This is a genomic window from Actinocorallia aurea (genome assembly GCF_054783995.1).
Genome location: NZ_BAAGPQ010000024.1, coordinates 1 through 17,453, shown reverse-complemented (window position 1 = coordinate 17,453; position 17,453 = coordinate 1). Strand labels below are relative to the sequence as shown.

At 72.9% G+C, this 17,453-nt stretch carries 15 protein-coding genes; 12 read left to right on the top strand and 3 right to left on the bottom strand.

Annotation, left to right across the window (positions count from 1 at the left end; genetic code table 11):
• Window positions 1–205 precede the first annotated feature (205 nt).
• Genes ACYVOM_RS27155 through ACYVOM_RS27130 form a run of 6 tightly spaced genes read left to right on the top strand, consistent with a single transcriptional unit; the run spans window position 206 to window position 6,794 of the window.
• A complete protein-coding gene (locus tag ACYVOM_RS27155; protein WP_460306348.1) occupies window positions 206–1,387 on the top strand; it encodes a cytidylyltransferase domain-containing protein in 1,182 nt (393 codons plus the stop codon).
• Between the two features lie 4 nt (window positions 1,388–1,391).
• Window positions 1,392–2,276, top strand: a complete 885-nt coding sequence (locus ACYVOM_RS27150) for an N-acetylneuraminate synthase family protein (RefSeq protein ID WP_460306347.1) — start codon at window positions 1,392–1,394, stop codon at window positions 2,274–2,276.
• Entirely contained in the window at window positions 2,276–3,244 is a 969-nt protein-coding gene (locus tag ACYVOM_RS27145; protein ID WP_460306346.1) for a glycosyltransferase family 2 protein, read from the top strand. Before ACYVOM_RS27150 ends, ACYVOM_RS27145 begins: the two co-directional genes overlap by 1 nt.
• Window positions 3,241–4,608, top strand: a complete 1,368-nt coding sequence (locus tag ACYVOM_RS27140) for an alpha-2,8-polysialyltransferase family protein (protein WP_460306345.1) — start codon at window positions 3,241–3,243, stop codon at window positions 4,606–4,608. The genes ACYVOM_RS27145 and ACYVOM_RS27140 overlap by 4 nt, the downstream gene beginning before the upstream one ends.
• A gap of 4 nt (window positions 4,609–4,612) precedes the next feature.
• The gene (locus ACYVOM_RS27135) at window positions 4,613–5,839 is read left to right on the top strand and encodes a hypothetical protein (protein WP_460306344.1); all 1,227 of its coding nucleotides are present in this window, start codon (window positions 4,613–4,615) and stop codon (window positions 5,837–5,839) included.
• A complete protein-coding gene (locus tag ACYVOM_RS27130; protein ID WP_460306343.1) occupies window positions 5,805–6,794 on the top strand; it encodes a glycosyltransferase family 2 protein in 990 nt (329 codons plus the stop codon). Before ACYVOM_RS27135 ends, ACYVOM_RS27130 begins: the two co-directional genes overlap by 35 nt.
• On the opposite strand, the gene ACYVOM_RS27125 is transcribed toward ACYVOM_RS27130, so the two are convergent.
• On the bottom strand, window positions 6,749–7,891 hold the full coding sequence (locus tag ACYVOM_RS27125) for a DUF6716 putative glycosyltransferase (protein WP_460306342.1): 1,143 nt from the start codon (window positions 7,889–7,891) through the stop codon (window positions 6,749–6,751). The genes ACYVOM_RS27130 and ACYVOM_RS27125 overlap by 46 nt on opposite strands.
• Window positions 7,888–8,853, bottom strand: coding sequence for a hypothetical protein (locus ACYVOM_RS27120; protein WP_460306608.1), 966 nt, complete (start codon window positions 8,851–8,853; stop codon window positions 7,888–7,890). Before ACYVOM_RS27120 ends, ACYVOM_RS27125 begins: the two co-directional genes overlap by 4 nt.
• A gap of 179 nt (window positions 8,854–9,032) precedes the next feature.
• Here ACYVOM_RS27120 and ACYVOM_RS27115 point away from each other — a divergent pair, with 179 nt between their 5' ends.
• The 3 genes from ACYVOM_RS27115 (at window position 9,033) to ACYVOM_RS27105 (ending at window position 12,719) form a co-directional block, all read left to right on the top strand.
• Window positions 9,033–10,553, top strand: coding sequence for an arylsulfatase (locus ACYVOM_RS27115; protein ID WP_460306341.1), 1,521 nt, complete (start codon window positions 9,033–9,035; stop codon window positions 10,551–10,553).
• Between the two features lie 110 nt (window positions 10,554–10,663).
• On the top strand, window positions 10,664–11,521 hold the full coding sequence (locus ACYVOM_RS27110; protein WP_460306340.1) for a sulfotransferase family protein: 858 nt from the start codon (window positions 10,664–10,666) through the stop codon (window positions 11,519–11,521).
• Between the two features lie 196 nt (window positions 11,522–11,717).
• Entirely contained in the window at window positions 11,718–12,719 is a 1,002-nt protein-coding gene (locus ACYVOM_RS27105) for a glycosyltransferase (RefSeq protein WP_460306339.1), read from the top strand.
• Here ACYVOM_RS27105 and ACYVOM_RS27100 read toward each other — a convergent pair.
• Window positions 12,631–13,245, bottom strand: a complete 615-nt coding sequence (locus ACYVOM_RS27100; protein WP_460306338.1) for an HD domain-containing protein — start codon at window positions 13,243–13,245, stop codon at window positions 12,631–12,633. The genes ACYVOM_RS27105 and ACYVOM_RS27100 overlap by 89 nt on opposite strands.
• A 31-nt stretch (window positions 13,246–13,276) precedes the next feature.
• Here ACYVOM_RS27100 and ACYVOM_RS27095 point away from each other — a divergent pair, with 31 nt between their 5' ends.
• The 3 genes from ACYVOM_RS27095 to ACYVOM_RS27085 all read left to right on the top strand — a co-directional run bounded on the left by ACYVOM_RS27095 (window position 13,277) and on the right by ACYVOM_RS27085 (window position 17,356).
• Complete coding sequence (locus ACYVOM_RS27095) at window positions 13,277–13,807, top strand: SRPBCC family protein (RefSeq protein ID WP_460306337.1); 531 nt, start codon at window positions 13,277–13,279, stop codon at window positions 13,805–13,807.
• Window positions 13,808–13,915: 108 nt separating this feature from the next.
• Complete coding sequence (locus ACYVOM_RS27090) at window positions 13,916–16,309, top strand: HelD family protein (RefSeq protein WP_460306336.1); 2,394 nt, start codon at window positions 13,916–13,918, stop codon at window positions 16,307–16,309.
• A 171-nt stretch (window positions 16,310–16,480) separates the two neighbouring features.
• Complete coding sequence (locus ACYVOM_RS27085) at window positions 16,481–17,356, top strand: YwqG family protein (protein WP_460306335.1); 876 nt, start codon at window positions 16,481–16,483, stop codon at window positions 17,354–17,356.
• Window positions 17,357–17,453: the final 97 nt, after the last annotated feature.

Sequence of the window (17,453 nt, the reverse complement as noted above, 5' to 3'; positions counted from 1 at the left end):
ATTAGCCGGACCCTGGAGCCTTGGCGAGGGAACTCCCTCTAAACGATCATGCCCCGGTCAAGGCGAACATAAGGTACGCACCCGGCGCGTGAGTGTCCACACCTCGGTCTTTCGTCGTTCATCTCCGCGCTCACAGCGCGTCACATCGGCCTCTTAGCGTCGGAGTCCTCTGCCCGACCACCGGGCGGCGACGACAGGAAGATGTGTGCGACTCCACAGCGGACGTGAAACGGGACGGGCGGTCTGCGTGATCCCGGCCCGGGGCGGCTCCAAGGGCGTCCCCGGCAAGAACCTCACCCGGGTCGGCGGCGTCCCGCTGATCACCCGGGCGATCCGCGCGGCCCAGGCCGCCCGGACGGTCGGGACCGTGCTGGTCTCCACCGACGACCGGGAGATCGCCGAGGTCGCCCGGGCCGCCGGAGCCCGCGTCGTGGACCGCCCCGACGAGCTTTCCGGCGACACCGCGACCTCGGAGTCCGCCGTTCTGCACGCCCTCGCGGCCCTGCCCGAGACGCCCGAGGCGACCGTCCTGATCCAGTGCACGTCGCCGTTCCTCGACCCCGCCGACCTCGACGCCGCCATCACGCGCGTCCTCGACGGGACCGCCGACACCGTCTTCTCGGCCCTGGAATGCCACGAGTTCCAGTGGGCCGAAGGCCCCGAGGGACTGGCCGGAGTGGGCCACAGCGCCGCGTTCCGGCCCCGCCGCCAGGACCGCGCCCCGCACTACCGCGAGACCGGCGCCTTCTACGTGATGCGGACCACCGGGCTGCTGGAGCACGGCCACCGGTTCTTCGGGACCATCGCCGCCCAGCCCGTGCCGCGCGAGCACGCCGTGGAGATCGACTCCCACGCCGACCTCGCCGTCGCCCGCGCCCTCGCCCCCCTGGCCGGCGGCCCTGAGCCCCTCGACGTCGACGCGGTCGTCACCGACTTCGACGGCGTCCACACCGACGACAAGGCCGGCGTCGGCCAGGACGGCGCCGAGACCGTCACCGTCTCCCGCGAGGACGGCATGGGGGTCTCGCTGCTGAAGAAGGCAGGCGTCCCGTTCCTGATCCTCTCCACCGAGACCAACCCCGTGGTCCGGGCCCGCGCCGAGAAACTCGGCGTCCCGGTCCTGCACGGCATCGCCGACAAGGCGGCCGTGCTCGAGAAATACCTGCGCGACGCCGGGTGGGACCCCGCCCGCGTCGCCTACGTCGGCAACGACGTGAACGACCTCGGCTGCCTGGCCCTCGTGGGCTGGCCGGTCGCGGTGCCCGGCGCGCACCCGGACGTCCTCGCGGCGGCCCGACTGGTGCTCACCCGTCCGGGCGGAGGGGGCGCGGTCCGCGAGGTCTGCGACCTCGTCCTCACCCACAAGACTTCCCAGAGCGAGGAATAACGGCATGTCTCCCATCAGCACCCCGGTCCGCATAGGCGACCTCCACGTCGGCGACGGCCGGCCCGTCTACGTCATCGGCGAGATCGGCATCAACCACAACGGCGACATGTCCATCTGCCGGCAGCTCATCGACGTCGCCGCCAACGCGGGCTGCAACGCCGTGAAGTTCCAGAAGCGGACCCCGGAGATCTGCGTCCCGCTGGACCAGCAGTCGAAGATGCGCTCCACCCCGTGGGGCGACATGACCTACCTGGAGTACAAGCACCGGGTCGAGTTCGACCACGAGCAGTACGCCGAGATCGCCAAGTACTGCGGCGAGCGCGGCCTCCAGTGGTTCGCCTCCCCCTGGGACGTGCCTTCGGTCGACTTCCTTGAGGAGTTCGACGTCGTCACGCACAAGGTGGCGTCCGCGTCGATCACCGACCGGGAGCTGCTGCGCGCGCTGGCCGCCACCGGCAAGCCGATCATCCTCTCGACCGGGATGTCGGAAATCGCCGAGATCGACGCGGCGGTCGAGATCCTCGGCACGGAGAAGCTGGTCATCCTGCACGCGACCTCCACCTACCCGCTGCCCGCCGAAGAGGCGAACCTGCGCACCATCACCACGCTCCGTGAGCGCTACGGTGTCCCCGTGGGCTACTCCGGACACGAGCGCGGCCTCCAGATCAGCCTCGCGGCCGTCACCCTCGGCGCGTGCGCGATCGAACGGCACATCACCCTCGACCGCACCATGTGGGGCTCCGACCACGCCGCCTCCCTGGAGCCGACCGGCCTCCAGCACCTCGTCCGCGACATCCGCGTGATCGAGAGCGCTCTGGGCGACGGCGTCAAGCGGGTCTTCCCCGGCGAGGCCGAGCCGCGCGAGCGGCTGCGGCGCACCACCGCCTGATGGCGGCGAGCAAGACGGGCGCGCCCCGGCTGACGGTCGTCATCCCCATGCGGGACGTCCAGGCCTACGTCGGGGACATGCTGCTCACCCTGCGCCGCAACACCGCCCCGGACATCGAGTTCCTCGCCGTCGACGACGGCAGCCGCGACGACACGCCGCGGCTGCTCGCCGAATCCGGGGTGCCCGGCCTGACCGTGCTCACCAACCCGTCCCCGCTGGGCCTGAGTGGAGCCCGCAACACCGGGCTGGACGCCGCGCGCGGCGAGTACGTCACGTTCCTCGACGGCGACGACTGGGTCGCGCCCGGGTACTTCACGGCGCTCGCCGACACGATCGAGGGGCTCGGGTGCGACTTCGTCCGGGTCGACCACATCCAGGTGACCGGGCGGCGGCACGTGCTGCACCGGGCGCCGATGGGCCGCCGCGGGCAGGTCCTCGACCCGCGCGCGGCGATCCTGCCGGTGCACGACAGGTCGATGGTCGACTACCCGTACGCGTGGGCGGGCGTCTACCGGCGCTCCCTCGGCGACCTGCTCCGGTTCCACGACCGGCTGCACACCGCCGAGGACCGGCCGTGGATCTGGCGGCTGCACAGGGAGGCGTCGAGCTATGCCGTCGCCTCCCTGGCGGGGGTCTTCTACCGGCGCGCGGTCGCCGGGTCGCTCACCCGCATCGGCGACGCCCGGCAGATGCACTTCTTCGACGCGTTCGACCTCGTCCTGGCGGAGCTGGAGTCCGATCCGGAGGCCGAGAAGCTGCGCCGCAAGGCCGTGCGGACGTACTGCGCGATGATCGCCCACCACCTGACCGAACGCGACAGGCTCACCCCGGCCCTGCGCCGGGAGTTGCGCCGCCGCGCCCGCAAGACCGTCGAGGGGTTCCCCCCCGACTCGCTCGCCGAGGCCCTGCCGGGGCTCGGCGGGGAACGCCGTGACCTGTTCGCCGACCTGTTGGGCATCGACGCTTGAGCGCTACGCAGATCCTCCTGGCCTCGACCCCGTTCGGGGCCCTGACCCTGGCCGCCGCCCTCGACGCCGGGCTCCTCGGCGACGGGCACGCGAGGCGCGTCCTCGTCGTGAGCAACAACGCGGCCATTCCCGAACTCACCCCCGGGCTCACCGAGCAGCCCGGGTGGGCGGCCATCGGGAACCGTTTCGACGCGCTCATCGACTGGAACGCCGAGATCGCGCCGCTGCACCCGTCGGGCTGGCAGCCCCGCGAGGAGGAGCTGCCGCTGTACGAGCGGTGGCTCCGCGACAGGTGGGGCCTCACCGGGCAGGACGTCGAGCTGGTCGTCGAGTCGGTCGCGGTCGCGCCCGCCCGGACCCTGTGCGCGTTGTTCTTCGACGCGCCGGTGACCGTCTACTCCGACGGGCTCATGTCCTACGGGCCGACCCGCAGCGCCCTGCCGTCCGGCGTCGGCAGCCGGATCGACCGGCTCCTGCACCTCGACCTGGTGCCCGGGCTCGTCCCGCACCTGCTACGCGAGTACGAGGTGCCTTCGGCGACCATCCCCGACGCGGCCTTCCGCAAGGTGCTGGACGAGCTGACCGACGCCGTCCGGCCCTCGCTGACCGCGCCCGGCGGCGGCTCGGTCCCCGAAGGCACGCCACTGGTCGTGGGTCAGTACCTGGCCGCTCTGGAAATCCTGACCGCGCAGGAGGAAGATGACCTTCATGTGGCGATGCTGCGTGGAGTCGTGGCCCATGGGCACACGACCGTGCTCTTCAAGCCCCATCCGGCCAGTCCGGTCCGTGCGACCGAACGCCTGGCGGACGAGGCCAGGCGCCTCGGCGCGCGGCTCCTGGTCGTCGACCAACCCGTACCGGCCGAGGCCTGGTGCGCGGCGGTACGGCCCGCACTGATCGTCGGCTGCTTCTCCACGGCGCAGATCACCGCGGCGCGCTACTACGGCGTCCCCGCGGCGGCGGTCGGCACCGCCGAGCTGCTGGACAGGCTCGCGCCCTACGAGAACAGCAACCGCGTGCCCGTCACCATCGTCGACGCGACGGTGCCGGCGCTCGGCGAGGACGGCGCGCTCACCGAACCGGAGTTCCCCGGCCCCGCCCTGGAACCCCTGGTCACGGCGGTCACGTACGCCATGCAGGCGGGCACCCGGCCCGAGCTGCGCTCCGCGGCCGCCGCCTACCTGGCCGACAAGTGGCCGGACGTCCAGCGGTACTTCAAGCGGCGCCGCCTCACCTCGCTGGGCCTGCCCGGCGGGCTTCCGGCCACCGAGCGCGCGCTCGTCTCCGCGGCGCTGCCCCGGGCGAGCCGCCGCCGCAAACTCGCGGTCGCCGCGCTGCGCCGGGTCGACCCGCGTCGGGACTGAGCCGGTGTCCGGCGCGTACCCTCCGGGCCCGGTACGCGGGCGGGTCCTGCTGTGCGCGGCGGCCACCCGGCTCGGCGCCGCCGCGTTCGCCGCGGCGCTCGACCTCGGGCTGCTGCCCGCGGCGCCCCGCCGGATCCTGCTGGCGTCCGTCCCGCCCGGCCCCGCCGTCGCCGCGCGCTTCACCGACGTCCTCGACTGGGACGCCGAGTTCGCCCCGCTGCGCCCCCTCGGCTGGACGCCCCGCCCCCAGGACCTGCCCGTCCTGGAACGCTGGCTGACCCAGCGCTGGTCGCTGGCGGGGCCGATCAGGCTCGTCGTCGACGCGCCCGCCGCGCTGGCGACGCTCGGCGCGGTCCTCACCGCGGCCCGCATCACCGTGTGCGCGGCGGGCCTCGACTCCTACGGGCCGACCGAGGTCAGGCCGCCGGACGGCGTCGGCTCGCGGATCACGCGGCTGCTCCACCTCGACCTCGTCCCTGGGCTGTCCCCGCTGCTGCTGCGCGAATACGGCCTCGTCTCCACCCCGGTGCCCGCGGCGCCCCTCCAGACGCTGCTCGGCCCGCCGGACGCGCCCGCGCCCGCCGCGAAGGGCGCCCTGCTGCTGCCCGAGGACCTCGCGGCGCGCGGGGTGCTCCCGGCCGAGGCCGAGCAGGTCATGCTGGCCTCGGCGGTGCGGGCCGTCGCCGCCCGCGGCATCACCTCGCTGCGCTGCGCGGGCGAGACCGTGCCCGGGGCGGTCCTGCGCGAGGCGCGGCGGCTGGGCCTGGCCGTCGGGACCGTCGCCGATCCCTGGTCGGCGCGGCCCGTCCTCGCCGTCGGACACGCCTCGGCGACGCTCACCGCGCTCGCCCGGATCGGCGGCGCCACCGTCGCCGCGGTCGGCACCCGCCGCCTCGTGCCCACCTCCGAGCGGGTCGCCGCGACCCTCACCCACCTGACCGTCCCGCTGCTCACCCGCGGCGGCCGGCTCGTCCCCCCGGCCCGCCCTCCTCTCCAGCCACTCCTCGACGCCCTCTCCTACACGCTGCGGCCCGGCCAGCTCCCCGAACTCCGCCCGGCGGCCGTCGCGCACCTCACCGGAGCCGACGCCGCGCACGGGTACTTCCCTGCCTCCGGGCTCGCGGCGCTCGGCCTGCCCGCCCCCGGCACGGCGCAGCGGCTGCGCCGGGTCCTGCACCTCGGAGCGCTCCCCCGCCATGCCCGTCCTCTCGGTGATCAGCCCTGTCCGTGATGTGGCCCGCTACGTCCCGGACCTCCTCGCCTCCCTGTCGGCCAACGCCCGCCCCGGCTTCGAGTTCCTCGTCGTCGACGACGGCTCGGCCGACGCCACCGCGGACCTGCTGCGCCGCGCCCGCGTCCCCGGCCTGAAGGTCCTGACGCGCGAGACGCCCGGCGGCCCGTCGGCGGCCCGCAACACCGGACTGGCCGAGGCCTCGGGCGCATACGTCACCTTCCTGGACGGAGACGACTGGATCCGGCCCGGCTACCTCGCCGAACTCGTCGCCGCCATCGAGGCGCTGGGCTGCGACTTCGTCATGACCGACCACATCGAGGCGCGCGGCGCGCGGCGGATCCTGCGCGTCCCGCCCGAGGCGCGGCTCGGCGAGCCGCTGCCGGCGCGCGCCGCGATCCTGCCCCAGCACGACAAGTCGATGGTCGACTACCCCTACACCTGGGCAGGGATCTACCGGCGCTCACTGGGGCCGCTGCTGGAGTTCGACCCGAGGCTGCACACCGCCGAGGACCGGCCCTGGTTCTGGCGGCTCTACCGGCGCGCCGACGACTTCGCCGTCGTCTCCCTGCGCGGCGTCTTCTACCGGCGCGGGACGACGACCTCGCTCACCCGCATCGGCGACGCCCGCCAGCTCCACTTCTTCGACGCGTTCGACACGATCCTCGCCGACCTCGACGCCGACGGCGAGCCCCCGGAGATGCGCTACAAGGCGATCCGCAACTACTGCGCCATCATCGCCCGGCAGATCACTGCGGAGGCCCGCCTCACCCCGAAGCTGCGGGCCGCCCAGCGCGCGCGGGCGGCCACGACCCTGCGCGCGCTGCCCGCCGACGTCCTCGCCTCGGTCCTGCACGGCTGGGGACCCGAGCGCAGGGAACTGCTGGAAGGGGTGGCGGGCCTCGCCGATCAGCCCCGGCTCAGCACGCGGCGGACGCGCATGAGCGCCAGGTAGGCGGGAGGCGGCAGCTCCACCCGCAGCCGGGCGCGCAGCCGCTCCTTGCGGCCGCCCGCGGCCCGCGGCCTCGGCGGCAGTCCGGGCGCGGCGGCCACGAGGTCGTCGAGGGAGTCGGCCCAGTCGTCCTCGTCTGCCGGATGGAAGTAGTTCTCCCGGCACCAGCGCGGGTCGGGCTTCTTGAAGGAGCCGCGCGCGAGTTCGTCGAGCGTGCCGAGCACCCCGCTGCCCTCGAACACCAGGTTGATCATCTCGGCGGAGACCCCGAAGTCCTCCAGGACGAGCAGCGGCACCCCCGCGGCGATCGCCTCCAGCGCCGCCGTCGAGCTGACCGTGACGAACCCGGCGGCCGACTTCAGGTGCGCGCGCATCGGGCCCGCGTCGAACTCCAGCAGGCCCTGGTCATAGGGCAGGTCCCGCCACAGGTCGGCGTAGTTCAGCAGCTCGCGGTGCGTCTGCTCCTCGCCCGGCAGCGCGCGCAGCTTCACCACGACCCTGAGGTCCGGCCGGGCGAGCGCCAGCGCGGCGAGCGCGTGCAGCACGTCCTCCCGCTCCGACCTCAGCACCGGGACCTTCGCCTGCGTCGCGAACACGACGCGATCGGGCGCGCCCGCCTCGGGCAGGCCGCCCAGGAACGGCAGCGTGGTCCGGACGACCTTGCCGGGCAGCCCCAGCGACCGGCCGATCGCGGCGAACTCCTCGACCTCCCGGCCGCTGTGCACCACGAAGAGGTCGGCGGAGGCCCGCAGCTCCCAAGCGCGCTGGGTGGCCGGGATCGAGATACCGGGCAGCCCTGTCGCCAGGACGCGGCGGCGGCCCCGCGAGACCGCGGGCGCGAGCGCGCGCACGACCGGCCCGGTGCAGGCGAGCAGCACCGCGTCCGGATCGAAGCGGCGCAGCAGCGCCCGGTACCCGCGGGCGGACACCACCCGCGGGACGTCGAGGCCGCTCCCGCTCACCGCGGCGGCCCGCTGCTGCGCCGACGGCGTGATCGGCGAGCGCACCACCACGAGCCGGTGCTCGCCCGGGAGCCCGCGCAGCAGCGCGGCGCCCCACTTGAGATAGGAATCGGAATCGGCGACGGCGAGGATCCTCAAGCGAACTCCGGCCCCACGGTGAAAAGGCTGAGATGGGTGCGCAGCGACGGGTCCGCCGCGTCGGTCCACCACTCGTGCGGGACGGTGACGCCCTCGATGGCCGGTCCCGCCCCGCCCAGCAGGACTCGCAGCGACGACAGGGCCGTCGACGGCAGGCTGACCACGCGGTGCCAGGAGGTCAGGCCGCGCAGGCTCATCTCGACCGGCAGCTTCGACTCGTGCACCCGTACCCGGGGGTCCTGCCGCAGCGTGTCGAGCACCTGCGGGCACTCGCGCCGGTGCGGGTGGTAGACGAACGGCTCCACCGCGGCCCGCCCGTTCAGCCACCGCACGTACGCGCCGCGGTCGATCAGCCCGTTGGCGACGAGCGAGGTGCCGAGCATCACCAGCCGCTCGGGCGGGGCAGGGTCGGCGGGCAGCGAGCGCAGGTACGGGAAGTCGTGCGTGACGACCGAGATGCCGACCCGGCTGGCCCGCGCCATGACCGCGGACGGGACCGGCAGCGCCGTGAAGACCGTCACCCGGCCCGCCTCGGCGAGCGAGCGCAGCCGCGCCCCGGCGAGTGCGCCGAGACCGCGGCGCACGAGCCCCGCCTTGGCCCGCGCCCGGATCAGCGGCGACCGCCACGGCCCGGACAGGAGACCGAGCAGATGCAGGGTCGCCAGGCCGTCGTCGACGAGCACGACGCGCCCGGGGGCGCGCCCGGTCAGCAGCGCCGACTGCGCCTGCCCGGAGAACGCGTCGCCGAGCGCCCAGGCCCGGCGGCCGGCCGAAGCGCGGGTCGCGTCTTCCAGCGCGGTTCCCGAGGGCAGTCCCAGCCGCGCCGCCTCCGCGGCGGTCGCGGCGAGCGCGGGCGAACCCGTGCGGACCCGCACCGTCACCGGACCGAGCAGTCCCGCGTGCCGAGCCTCCAGCACCGACAGCAACTGGAGTGGTGACTCGACCCAGGCCAGATCCGTCATCGCCACCTATCAATACTGGTCAGGTTCCAACACAGTGTGACCGAACGTCACCCCAAACCTTCCCAGACGCACATGAACGGACGACCAACATGAGCTGTCCGAAGCGATTAGCAATCTTTACGGACGTCGATCTCGCTAAGCTGCCTCCGGTCCCCCAACTCTCCCCCAGGAGTCTTCTCTTGACTGACAGGCGTCGCTTCCTGTTCGGCGCGGGCGTTCTTGCCGCGGGCTCGGCCGCTTGCGCGGTCTGGCCTTCGCAGAGCGACGGGTCCGCCGCGCCCAAAGAGCGCCTGGCCGCGCCCGAACAGCCGCCCAGCTCACCGCACGGCGATCTCGCCGAAGTAGAGCCCATGGGCGACGTCGCCCAGCGCGGACCCGTGGCCGGCAAGCCGAACTTCGTCATCATCAACGCCGACGACCTCGGCTGGGGCCAGCTCGGCGCCTACGGGCAGACGAAGATCCAGACGCCGCGCCTCGACCAGATGGCGAACGAGGGTCTGCGCTTCACCGACGCCTACGCGCCCGCACCCGTCTGCGCGCCCTCCCGCGCGTCGATGCTGACCGGCCTGCACGCCGGGCACAACCCCGTGCGGCGCAACCCCCCGAAGGAGGGTGAGCTGCCCATTCCGGCGGGGACCATCACCATCGGCGACATGCTCCAGGCCGTGGGTTACAAGACCGGCCTGTTCGGCAAGTGGGGTTTCGGACGGAACGCCGGGGACGAGGGCAGCCACCCCAACGCGCGCGGCTTCGGCGAGTTCTTCGGGTACATGACCCACCACGCGGCCAAGAGCTACTATCCGCGCTTCCTGTGGAACAACCGCAACAAGGTCAGCCTGCCGGGCAACTTCGACGACTACGGCGCCCTGTACGGCCCCGACCTGATCATGGACCGGGCCCTGGAGTTCATCGAGAACAACAAGGACGAGCCGTTCCTGCTCCTGCTCACCCTGCCGCTGCCGCACGCCCCGTCGGTGATCAGCGACCTGGGCGCCTACGGGAGCAAGCCCTGGAACCCGGCGAACAAGACCCACGCCGCCCAGATCACCCGGCTCGACTCCTACACCGGCCTCCTGCTCGACACGCTCAAGCGGCACGGCCTCGACGAGAACACCATCGTGATCTTCACGGGCGACAACGGCGCCCACGAGGAGAACGGCGTGGAGCCCGCCTTCTTCAACGCGGGAGGCCCGTTCAAGGGCATCAAGCGCAACCTCTACGAGGGCGGCATCCGGGTGCCGTTCATCGTCTGGTCGCCCAAGCTGCTGAGCAAGACCGTCCGCAAGCGCACGACCCACCAGACGACCCACATCGACCTCATGGCGACGATGGCCGACTACGCGGGCGCCAAGGCCCCGGCGAACGACGGGCTCTCGCTGCGCAAGGTCTTCAACGGCGCCGGCGGGGCCCCGACCCACGAGTACCTGTACTGGCTCCGGCTGCACGCCGGATCGACCAAGACCCACCGGGCGCTGGAGCACGGACGGGGCAGGCAGTGCTCGGCGGCCGTGCGGTTCGGCGACTGGAAGCTCATCGGGTGGGCGCCGGGCCGGGAGTACAGCGCGCCCAACGGCAGGTGGGTCTATGAGCTGTACGACCTCAGCAAGGACCCCGGGGAGAAGAAAAACCTCGTCAAGAGCCACCCAGCGATCGTCAGCCGCGGCGTTCGGTACATCAAGCAGTCGTGGCGAGCCCCATAATGGACCTGAGGTTGCCTGTTTCTCAGTTAATATTCAGCAACAATAGTCCAGATTGGCAAGGTTCGTCGCTATCGTCTCGTGCGAACCGCCAACGACCCGGGACATGAGGGATGCAGGAAGCACAGCGCAGCACCGCAGTCAAGCGGGCAATCCGCCGCCGTACCGAACACCTCGCGGAGGCGCTCCGGCCGCCCGGCGTCAAGCCCAAGCGGCGCGTCGAGGTCCCATCCCGCCGAAACGGAGCCAAGCGCCTCGTCCCATCCCCCGTCTTCGTCCTGTCCTCCCAACGGTCGGGATCGACCCTGCTGCGAGTGATCCTCAACAGCCACTCGCAGATCCGCGCGCCGCACGAGCTGCACCTGCGCACCCTCAAGGTCGAGCCCAGCCGTGAGTTCTCCGACGACGTCATGGGCGCCCTCGGCCTCACCCGCAAGGAACTCGAACACCTGCTGTGGGACCGGATCCTCCACCACGAGATGGAGCGCAGCAAGGCCCAGGTCATCGTCGACAAGACGCCGGCCAACGCCCTGATGTGGCGCCGTTTCCACACCGCCTGGCCGAAGGCCCGGTACATCTTCCTGCTCCGGCACCCCCAGTCGGTCGTCGAGTCGGTCATGAACCGCCGCAAGGGCGCCGAGCTCGACGCGGTGGTCCAGGAGACCTACAACTACGTCGCCGGTGTCGAAGAGGCCCGCCAGAACCTCGACGGCGTCACCGTCAGGTACGAGGACCTCACCGCCGACCCCGAGCGCGAGACCAAGCGGATCTGCGAGTACCTGGGCCTGCCCTGGGAGGCCGGCATGGTCGACTACGGCGCCCAGGACCACGGCCCCATCAAGCCGGTCTTCGGCGACTGGAGCGCCAACATCAAGTCCGGCAAGGTCCAGGCCGCCCGGCCCCTGCCCACGATCGAGACCATCGACCCCAAGCTCCTCGACATCGTCAAGGCCTGGGGATACCTGGACTAGTCGTACCGACGCATCGCACGGCCGCGGCCCCGCCTCCCGATCAGTGAGGCGGGGCCGCGGTCTTTTCCAGCCGTACGCAGAACTCTTTGTGCCGTTCACTCTCCGTACACGCTTCCTGGTCACGATTCCGATGTAAGCAACATCGTCGGATCTGCAAGCAAGATCGTCGGATCGCGGAAGATCGGGAGGCGGCCCCATGCGGGTCTGCGTCTGCACCGTCGGCCACCACCCCGAGGACGCGCGGATTCTGCACCGGCAGATCCGGGCGCTGCTCGACGGCGGCCACAAGGTCACGTACATCGCCCCTTTCCGGGCACACCGGGCCACGCCCTGGCGGGAGATCACCCCCGTCGACGTCCCGCTGCGGGCACACAGGTTCGCCACGCTGCGGCACGCCCGAAGGGCCCTGGCCGAGCGCGCGAAACACACCGACCTCTACCTGCTGCACGACCCGGAACTGCGCCGGGCCGTCCCCCGCGGCGTCCCCGCGGTCCTCGGCGGCGTCTTCCCGACGCTGACGCCCGTCCCGGCCGCTCCGCCCCGGCCCCCGGACGACCCCCGGGTCGTCCGCCTCGGCAGGCTGACCCGGCCCGCAGGCGTCGCGGAGATCATCGAGACGGCCCGGGGCCTCGCCGAGCACGGCATCGCGGTCGAACTCATCGGGCCCGCCGACGAGGACGTCCGGCCGCTCCTGCGCGACGCCGTCCGCGAAGGGGCCCTGCGCTGGTACGGGTTCGTGCCGAACGACAGGGCGCTGCGGATCATCTCCGGCGCCTCGGCGGCCCTCGGCCCGCTGCGGCCCGCCCGGCCCGTCAGCGCCGAGGTGCCCACGCCCGTCCTCGAGTACCTGGCGCACGGCGTCCCCGTGATCGCCGGACCCGACCCCGCGGCCTCCTACCTGCTGGAGGAGACGGGCGCGGGCCTGATCGTCCCGAACCCTGCCGCGGCAGTTCAGGCGGTCCTACGGCTGCGGGCGGACGCCGCCCTGCGCGCCGACATGGCCCTGCGCGGCCACCGCGCCGCGGCCGGGCGCTTCGCCTGGGCGGACGCCGCCCCGGCCTTCCTCGCCGCACTGGAGGCCGCCGCCGACGGCGCCGGCACGGCCTCCGTCAGCGCAGATGGGCGAACCGCCGCGCCCACGCGGCGAACCACGGCTGGTAGAACGGCACGCCCTCCGCGAGCGGCATCACATAGGTGACCGTCTCCGCGTAGTAGCGGCGCTGGAAGTCCAGCGGCATCCGGTCCAGGGTCGACACGTTGCTCGCCCGGTCCGCCAGCTTCACCGCGATCACCTGCGGCGGAGCCTCCCGCAACCTCCGCAGGTAGGCGACCTTGCCCGTCCGCTTCTCCCGCTTGCTCGCCGCCGGGGGCTTGGTCAGCCAGTCGACGTACTCGGCGACGACCGGCCCGAACGCGTCCTCCACGTCCGCGACCGTCGCCGCGGTGTCCTCGACCGCGTCGTGCAGCAGCACGGCCGCCAGCACCTCCGGATCACGCTCGCCCGCCCCCGCGAACGCCACCTCCAGGGCCTCGAACAGATGGACCGTGTAGGGCTCGCCCGTCGGCCTCTTCTGGTCCCCGTGCCAGCGGGCGGCGGCCTCCGCGGCGCGCCGCACGACGTCCAGGGGCGCCGGGTCCAGCGCCTCGGCGAGTTCCGGCGCGGCGTCCGGCCAGGCCGTCCAGGCGCCGGGCACCTCCCGGGGATGCGGGTGGTCGGTGTTCACGGGATTCACCGTAGTGCGGGAGGATCGCCCCATGGGTGCTGAGGCCGAACGCGAGTGGGTCGCCGAGGAGAGCGTGCTGATCGACGCCTCCCCCGACGAGGTCTTCGCCGCGGTGTCCGATCCGCGCCAGGTCGTCCGGTGGTCGCCGGAGGTGTTCAAGGTCTGGGTCCGCGACGAGCCGGTCGAGGAGTGGAGCAGGTTCGTCGGGTTCAACCGGCGCGGCCCGTTCGTCTGGTTCACCTCCTGCGAGGTCTCCGTGTACGACCCCGGCAGGGTCTTCGCCTTCCGCGTCACCACCTTCCGGATGGAGGTCGCGCTCTGGGGCTACCGGCTGGAGCCCGTCGGGTCCGGCACCCGCCTCACCGAGTACTGGCAGGACCTGCGCCGCGGCAGCCGCACCGCCGGGCTCGTCGCCCTGCTCGGCCGGATCTTCACCGGCACCCCGCCGCAGCGCCGCGCCGCCCTCAACCGCGCGGGCATGCGCGCCACCCTCACCGGGATCAAAGCCGCCCTGGAGACCCCGGCCGGACAGGCCTCCACCAACACCCCGCCGACCGCATAGGCTTCATGGATGCCCTTTGAGTGCTCCGCACTCGGAGGAATCACACGGCGTGATCCCGAGCGCCCGATCATCGCCCGGCCGGAGGCCGGGCAGTCCAACAGGAGCGGTATGAGCGAAGTGGGCGGGGGCGCCGCCGCGTCCGGGCCGGTCGCCGGGCAGGTCAAGGACGCGGAGATCGCCGCAGAGCAGACCCGGGTCGACGCCGCCTACGTCCGCCTCGACGAGATGCGCGCCGAGGCCGAGCACATGATCCGGGAGGGCTTCCGGCAGTCCCAGGCCGGCACGCGCAGTTCCCTCGTCGACCGGGACGCCATGGTCTACCAGGCGTCCCTGCGCGCCCAGGCGCTCAACGTCGCCGACGACGGGCTCGTGTTCGGCAGGCTCGACCTCGACGCCGAGGCCTCGGCCGCCGCTGCCGCCGCCGCGTCCGCCGAAGCCGCAGAGGACGCAGAGGACAAGGCCGGGGAGCGGAACGGTCCGCTCTACATCGGCAGGGTCGGCGTCCGGACCCGCGACCACGAGTCCCTCGTCGTCGACTGGCGCGCCCCCGCCGCCGAGGCGTTCTACCGGGCCACCCCCGAGGACCCGCGCGGCATCATCCGCCGCCGCGTCCTGCACTCGCGCGGCCACCGCGTCATCGACATCGAGGACGACCTCCTGCAGCCCGGCAGCGCCGACGGCCTCACCGTCGTCGGCGACGGCGCGTTCCTCGCGTCCCTCGCCCGCACCCGCGAAGGCGCGATGCGCGACATCGTCGCCACCATCCAGCGCGAGCAGGACGTCATCATCCGCGCGCCCGCCGACGGCACGGTGATCGTGCGGGGCGGGCCCGGCACCGGCAAGACCGCGGTCGCGCTGCACCGCGTCGCCTACCTGCTCTTCCACCACCGCCGCAGGTTCGGCGGGCGCGGCGTCCTCATCGTCGGCCCCAACCAGCGGTTCACCGCCTACATCGAACGCGTCCTGCCGTCCCTCGGCGAGGGCTCGGCCGCGCTGCGCTCCCTCGGCGACCTCGTCCCCGGCGTCGCCGCGACCCGGCACGACACCCCCGAGCTCAGCCGCATCAAGGGCGCGGGCGCGATGGCCGGGATCATGCGCCGCGCCGTCGGCGACCACCCGCCGGGCGCGCCCGACCTCCTGACGGTCGTGCACGCCGGCGTCGTCGTCCGGCTCGACCGGCCCCGCCTCGACAAGATCCGCCGCCAGCTCCACCAGCGTGTCTCCGGCAGCGTCAACACCGCGCGCCGCAAGGTCGCCGAGACCCTCCTCGACGCCCTGTGGGACAGGTTCGTGGAGATCGGCGGCCTCATCGACGCGCCCGGCATCAAGCGCGGCGAGTTCACCGCCAACGCCCGCGACCAGTTCGGCGACTTCCTCACCGCCTGGTGGCCCATCCGCACCCCCGCCGAGGTGCTGCGCTCCCTCGGCGACCCCGACCGGCTGCGCGCGTCCGCCGGCCGCGACCTCACCCCCGCGCAGATCGGCCGCCTCGCCGCGTCGTTCGCGCGCGAGGACGACTGGTCGTACCAGGACGTCGCCCTCCTCGACGAGATCGACGCCGTCCTCGGCCGGCCGCCGCGCCCCGTGGGCAAGGTCCGCGAGGACGACCCGTACGTCGTCGACGGCGTCAACATCCTCACCGGCGAGGAGGTCGCCGACTGGGAGCCGGAGTACCGGGAGCTGTCGACGTCCATCGAGCGGTCCGAGCGGGCCCGGCGCGTCGACGACGAGGCCGAGGAGGCCACCGACTTCGGACACGTCGTCGTGGACGAGGCCCAGGACCTGTCCCCGATGCAGTGGCGCATGCTCGGCCGCCGCGGCCGCCAGGCCACCTGGACCGTCGTGGAGGACCCCGCCCAGGCCGCCTGGGAGGACCTTGAGGCGTCCCGCTCGGCCATGTCCGCGGCCCTCGGCATCGCCGACCCGAACGACAGGGGCGGCCAGCCGGGCCGCGACCCTTCCCGCGGCCCCCAGAGCCGCCGAGGCGGCCGGAACCGCCGAGGGGGAGCCTCCCGTACCCCCCGCCGCCCCCACCACGCCTACGAACTCACCACGAACTACCGCAACTCCGTCGAGATCGCCTCGGTGGCCACCCGGGTCCTCGCCAAGGCAGTCCCCGACGCGGTCCCCGCCCGCGCCGTCCGGCGGAGCGGCCACGACGCCGTCATCGGCCTCCACGAGCACCTGGGCGAGCCCGCTCTCCTGCACGCCGCGCGCGACGCCGTCATCGACCTCCTGGGCCAGGTCGACGGCACCATCGGCGTGATCCTCCCGCTCGGCTGGCCCCGCGAGACCTGGGACGTCCCCGACCGCGTCCAGACCCTCGACGTCCTCGAGGCCAAGGGCCTCGAATTCGACGCCGCGGTCCTGGTCTCCCCGGAGACCGTCGCCACCCAGTCCCCCACCGGCCTGCGCACCCTCTACGTGGCGGTCTCCCGGGCCACCCAGCGCCTCACCGTCCTCACCACCGACCCGGCCTGGAAGATCCTCCTGGAGGCCTGACCGGCGAAGATTCCGCACCGACAAGGCGCGTTCCCGCAGGCGATGCGGGAGCGCGCCTTCGTCATTCGTGATCTCCGCATTCGTGATCTCCCCGGCCGTTCTGTCGGTCGGAGCCGCAAGGATGGCGGGCCGGCGGAGATCGCCGGAGAGATCCGATCAAGGAGTCACCTGATGAGCGGTACGACCGGACGGCGCCTGACCACGCCGCCCCCACCCGTCGCGGTCGAGGAACTGGTCCCGGAGCTGGCAGAACTCGCGCGGACCACGGTCCGCCTTCATCCGCGTCCGGGCACGCCGGAGGTCCATGAGAGCTCCGCGGGCGGCCCCCTCCTGTGGCCCGCCGGTGAGCCGTGGCCGCACTGCGCGGACCTGGACCGGCACGAGGAGCTCAGCGCGCCCGTGCCGACCCGACCCGTGCCCCTCGTCCCCGTCCTCCAGCTCTTCGCCGCCGACGTTCCCGAGCTGCCCTTCCCCGACGGCGCCGACGTCCTGCAGGTGCTGTGGTGCCCTCACGACCACCGGGAGGACTACGCGCCCGCCGTCACGCTGCGATGGCGCGACGCCGCCGCGGTGACCGGCCCGATCACCTCCCCGCCGGAACGCACGGAGCAGGCCGAGGAGGACTACCTGCCCGTCCCATGCGTCCTGTCACCGGAGAGGGTGCGCGAGTACCCCGACTACAGCGAACTCCCCGACGACCTGCAGGACCGCGTCAGAGGCATCAAGGACGACCCTTCCCACGAGTGGAGCTACCACTACCACCTGTCGACGGCGCCCGGCTGGAAGGTGGGCGGCTGGCCGGCCTCATGCCAGGACGTCCTTCGCCCCGACTGCGCGGCCGGACATCCCATGGAGTACCTGCTGACGATCGCCAGCGGCGAATTCGACGGCGAGTCCTGGCGGACCTGGGAGCCGCGGGAGGAGGCCACGACGCGCACCGACCGGGAGCCGGTCGGCATCATGCTCGGCGACATGGGGGAACTCAACCTGTTCCTCTGCCGAACCTGCCCGGACCTCCCGATGGAATCCGTCTTCGCCTGCTCATAGCCGACTTCCGGAAATGCGGAAAGGCCCCGAACCGAAGTTCGGGGCCTTTCCTCACAGATATTGCGGCGGTGTCCTACTCTCCCACACAGTCTCCCGT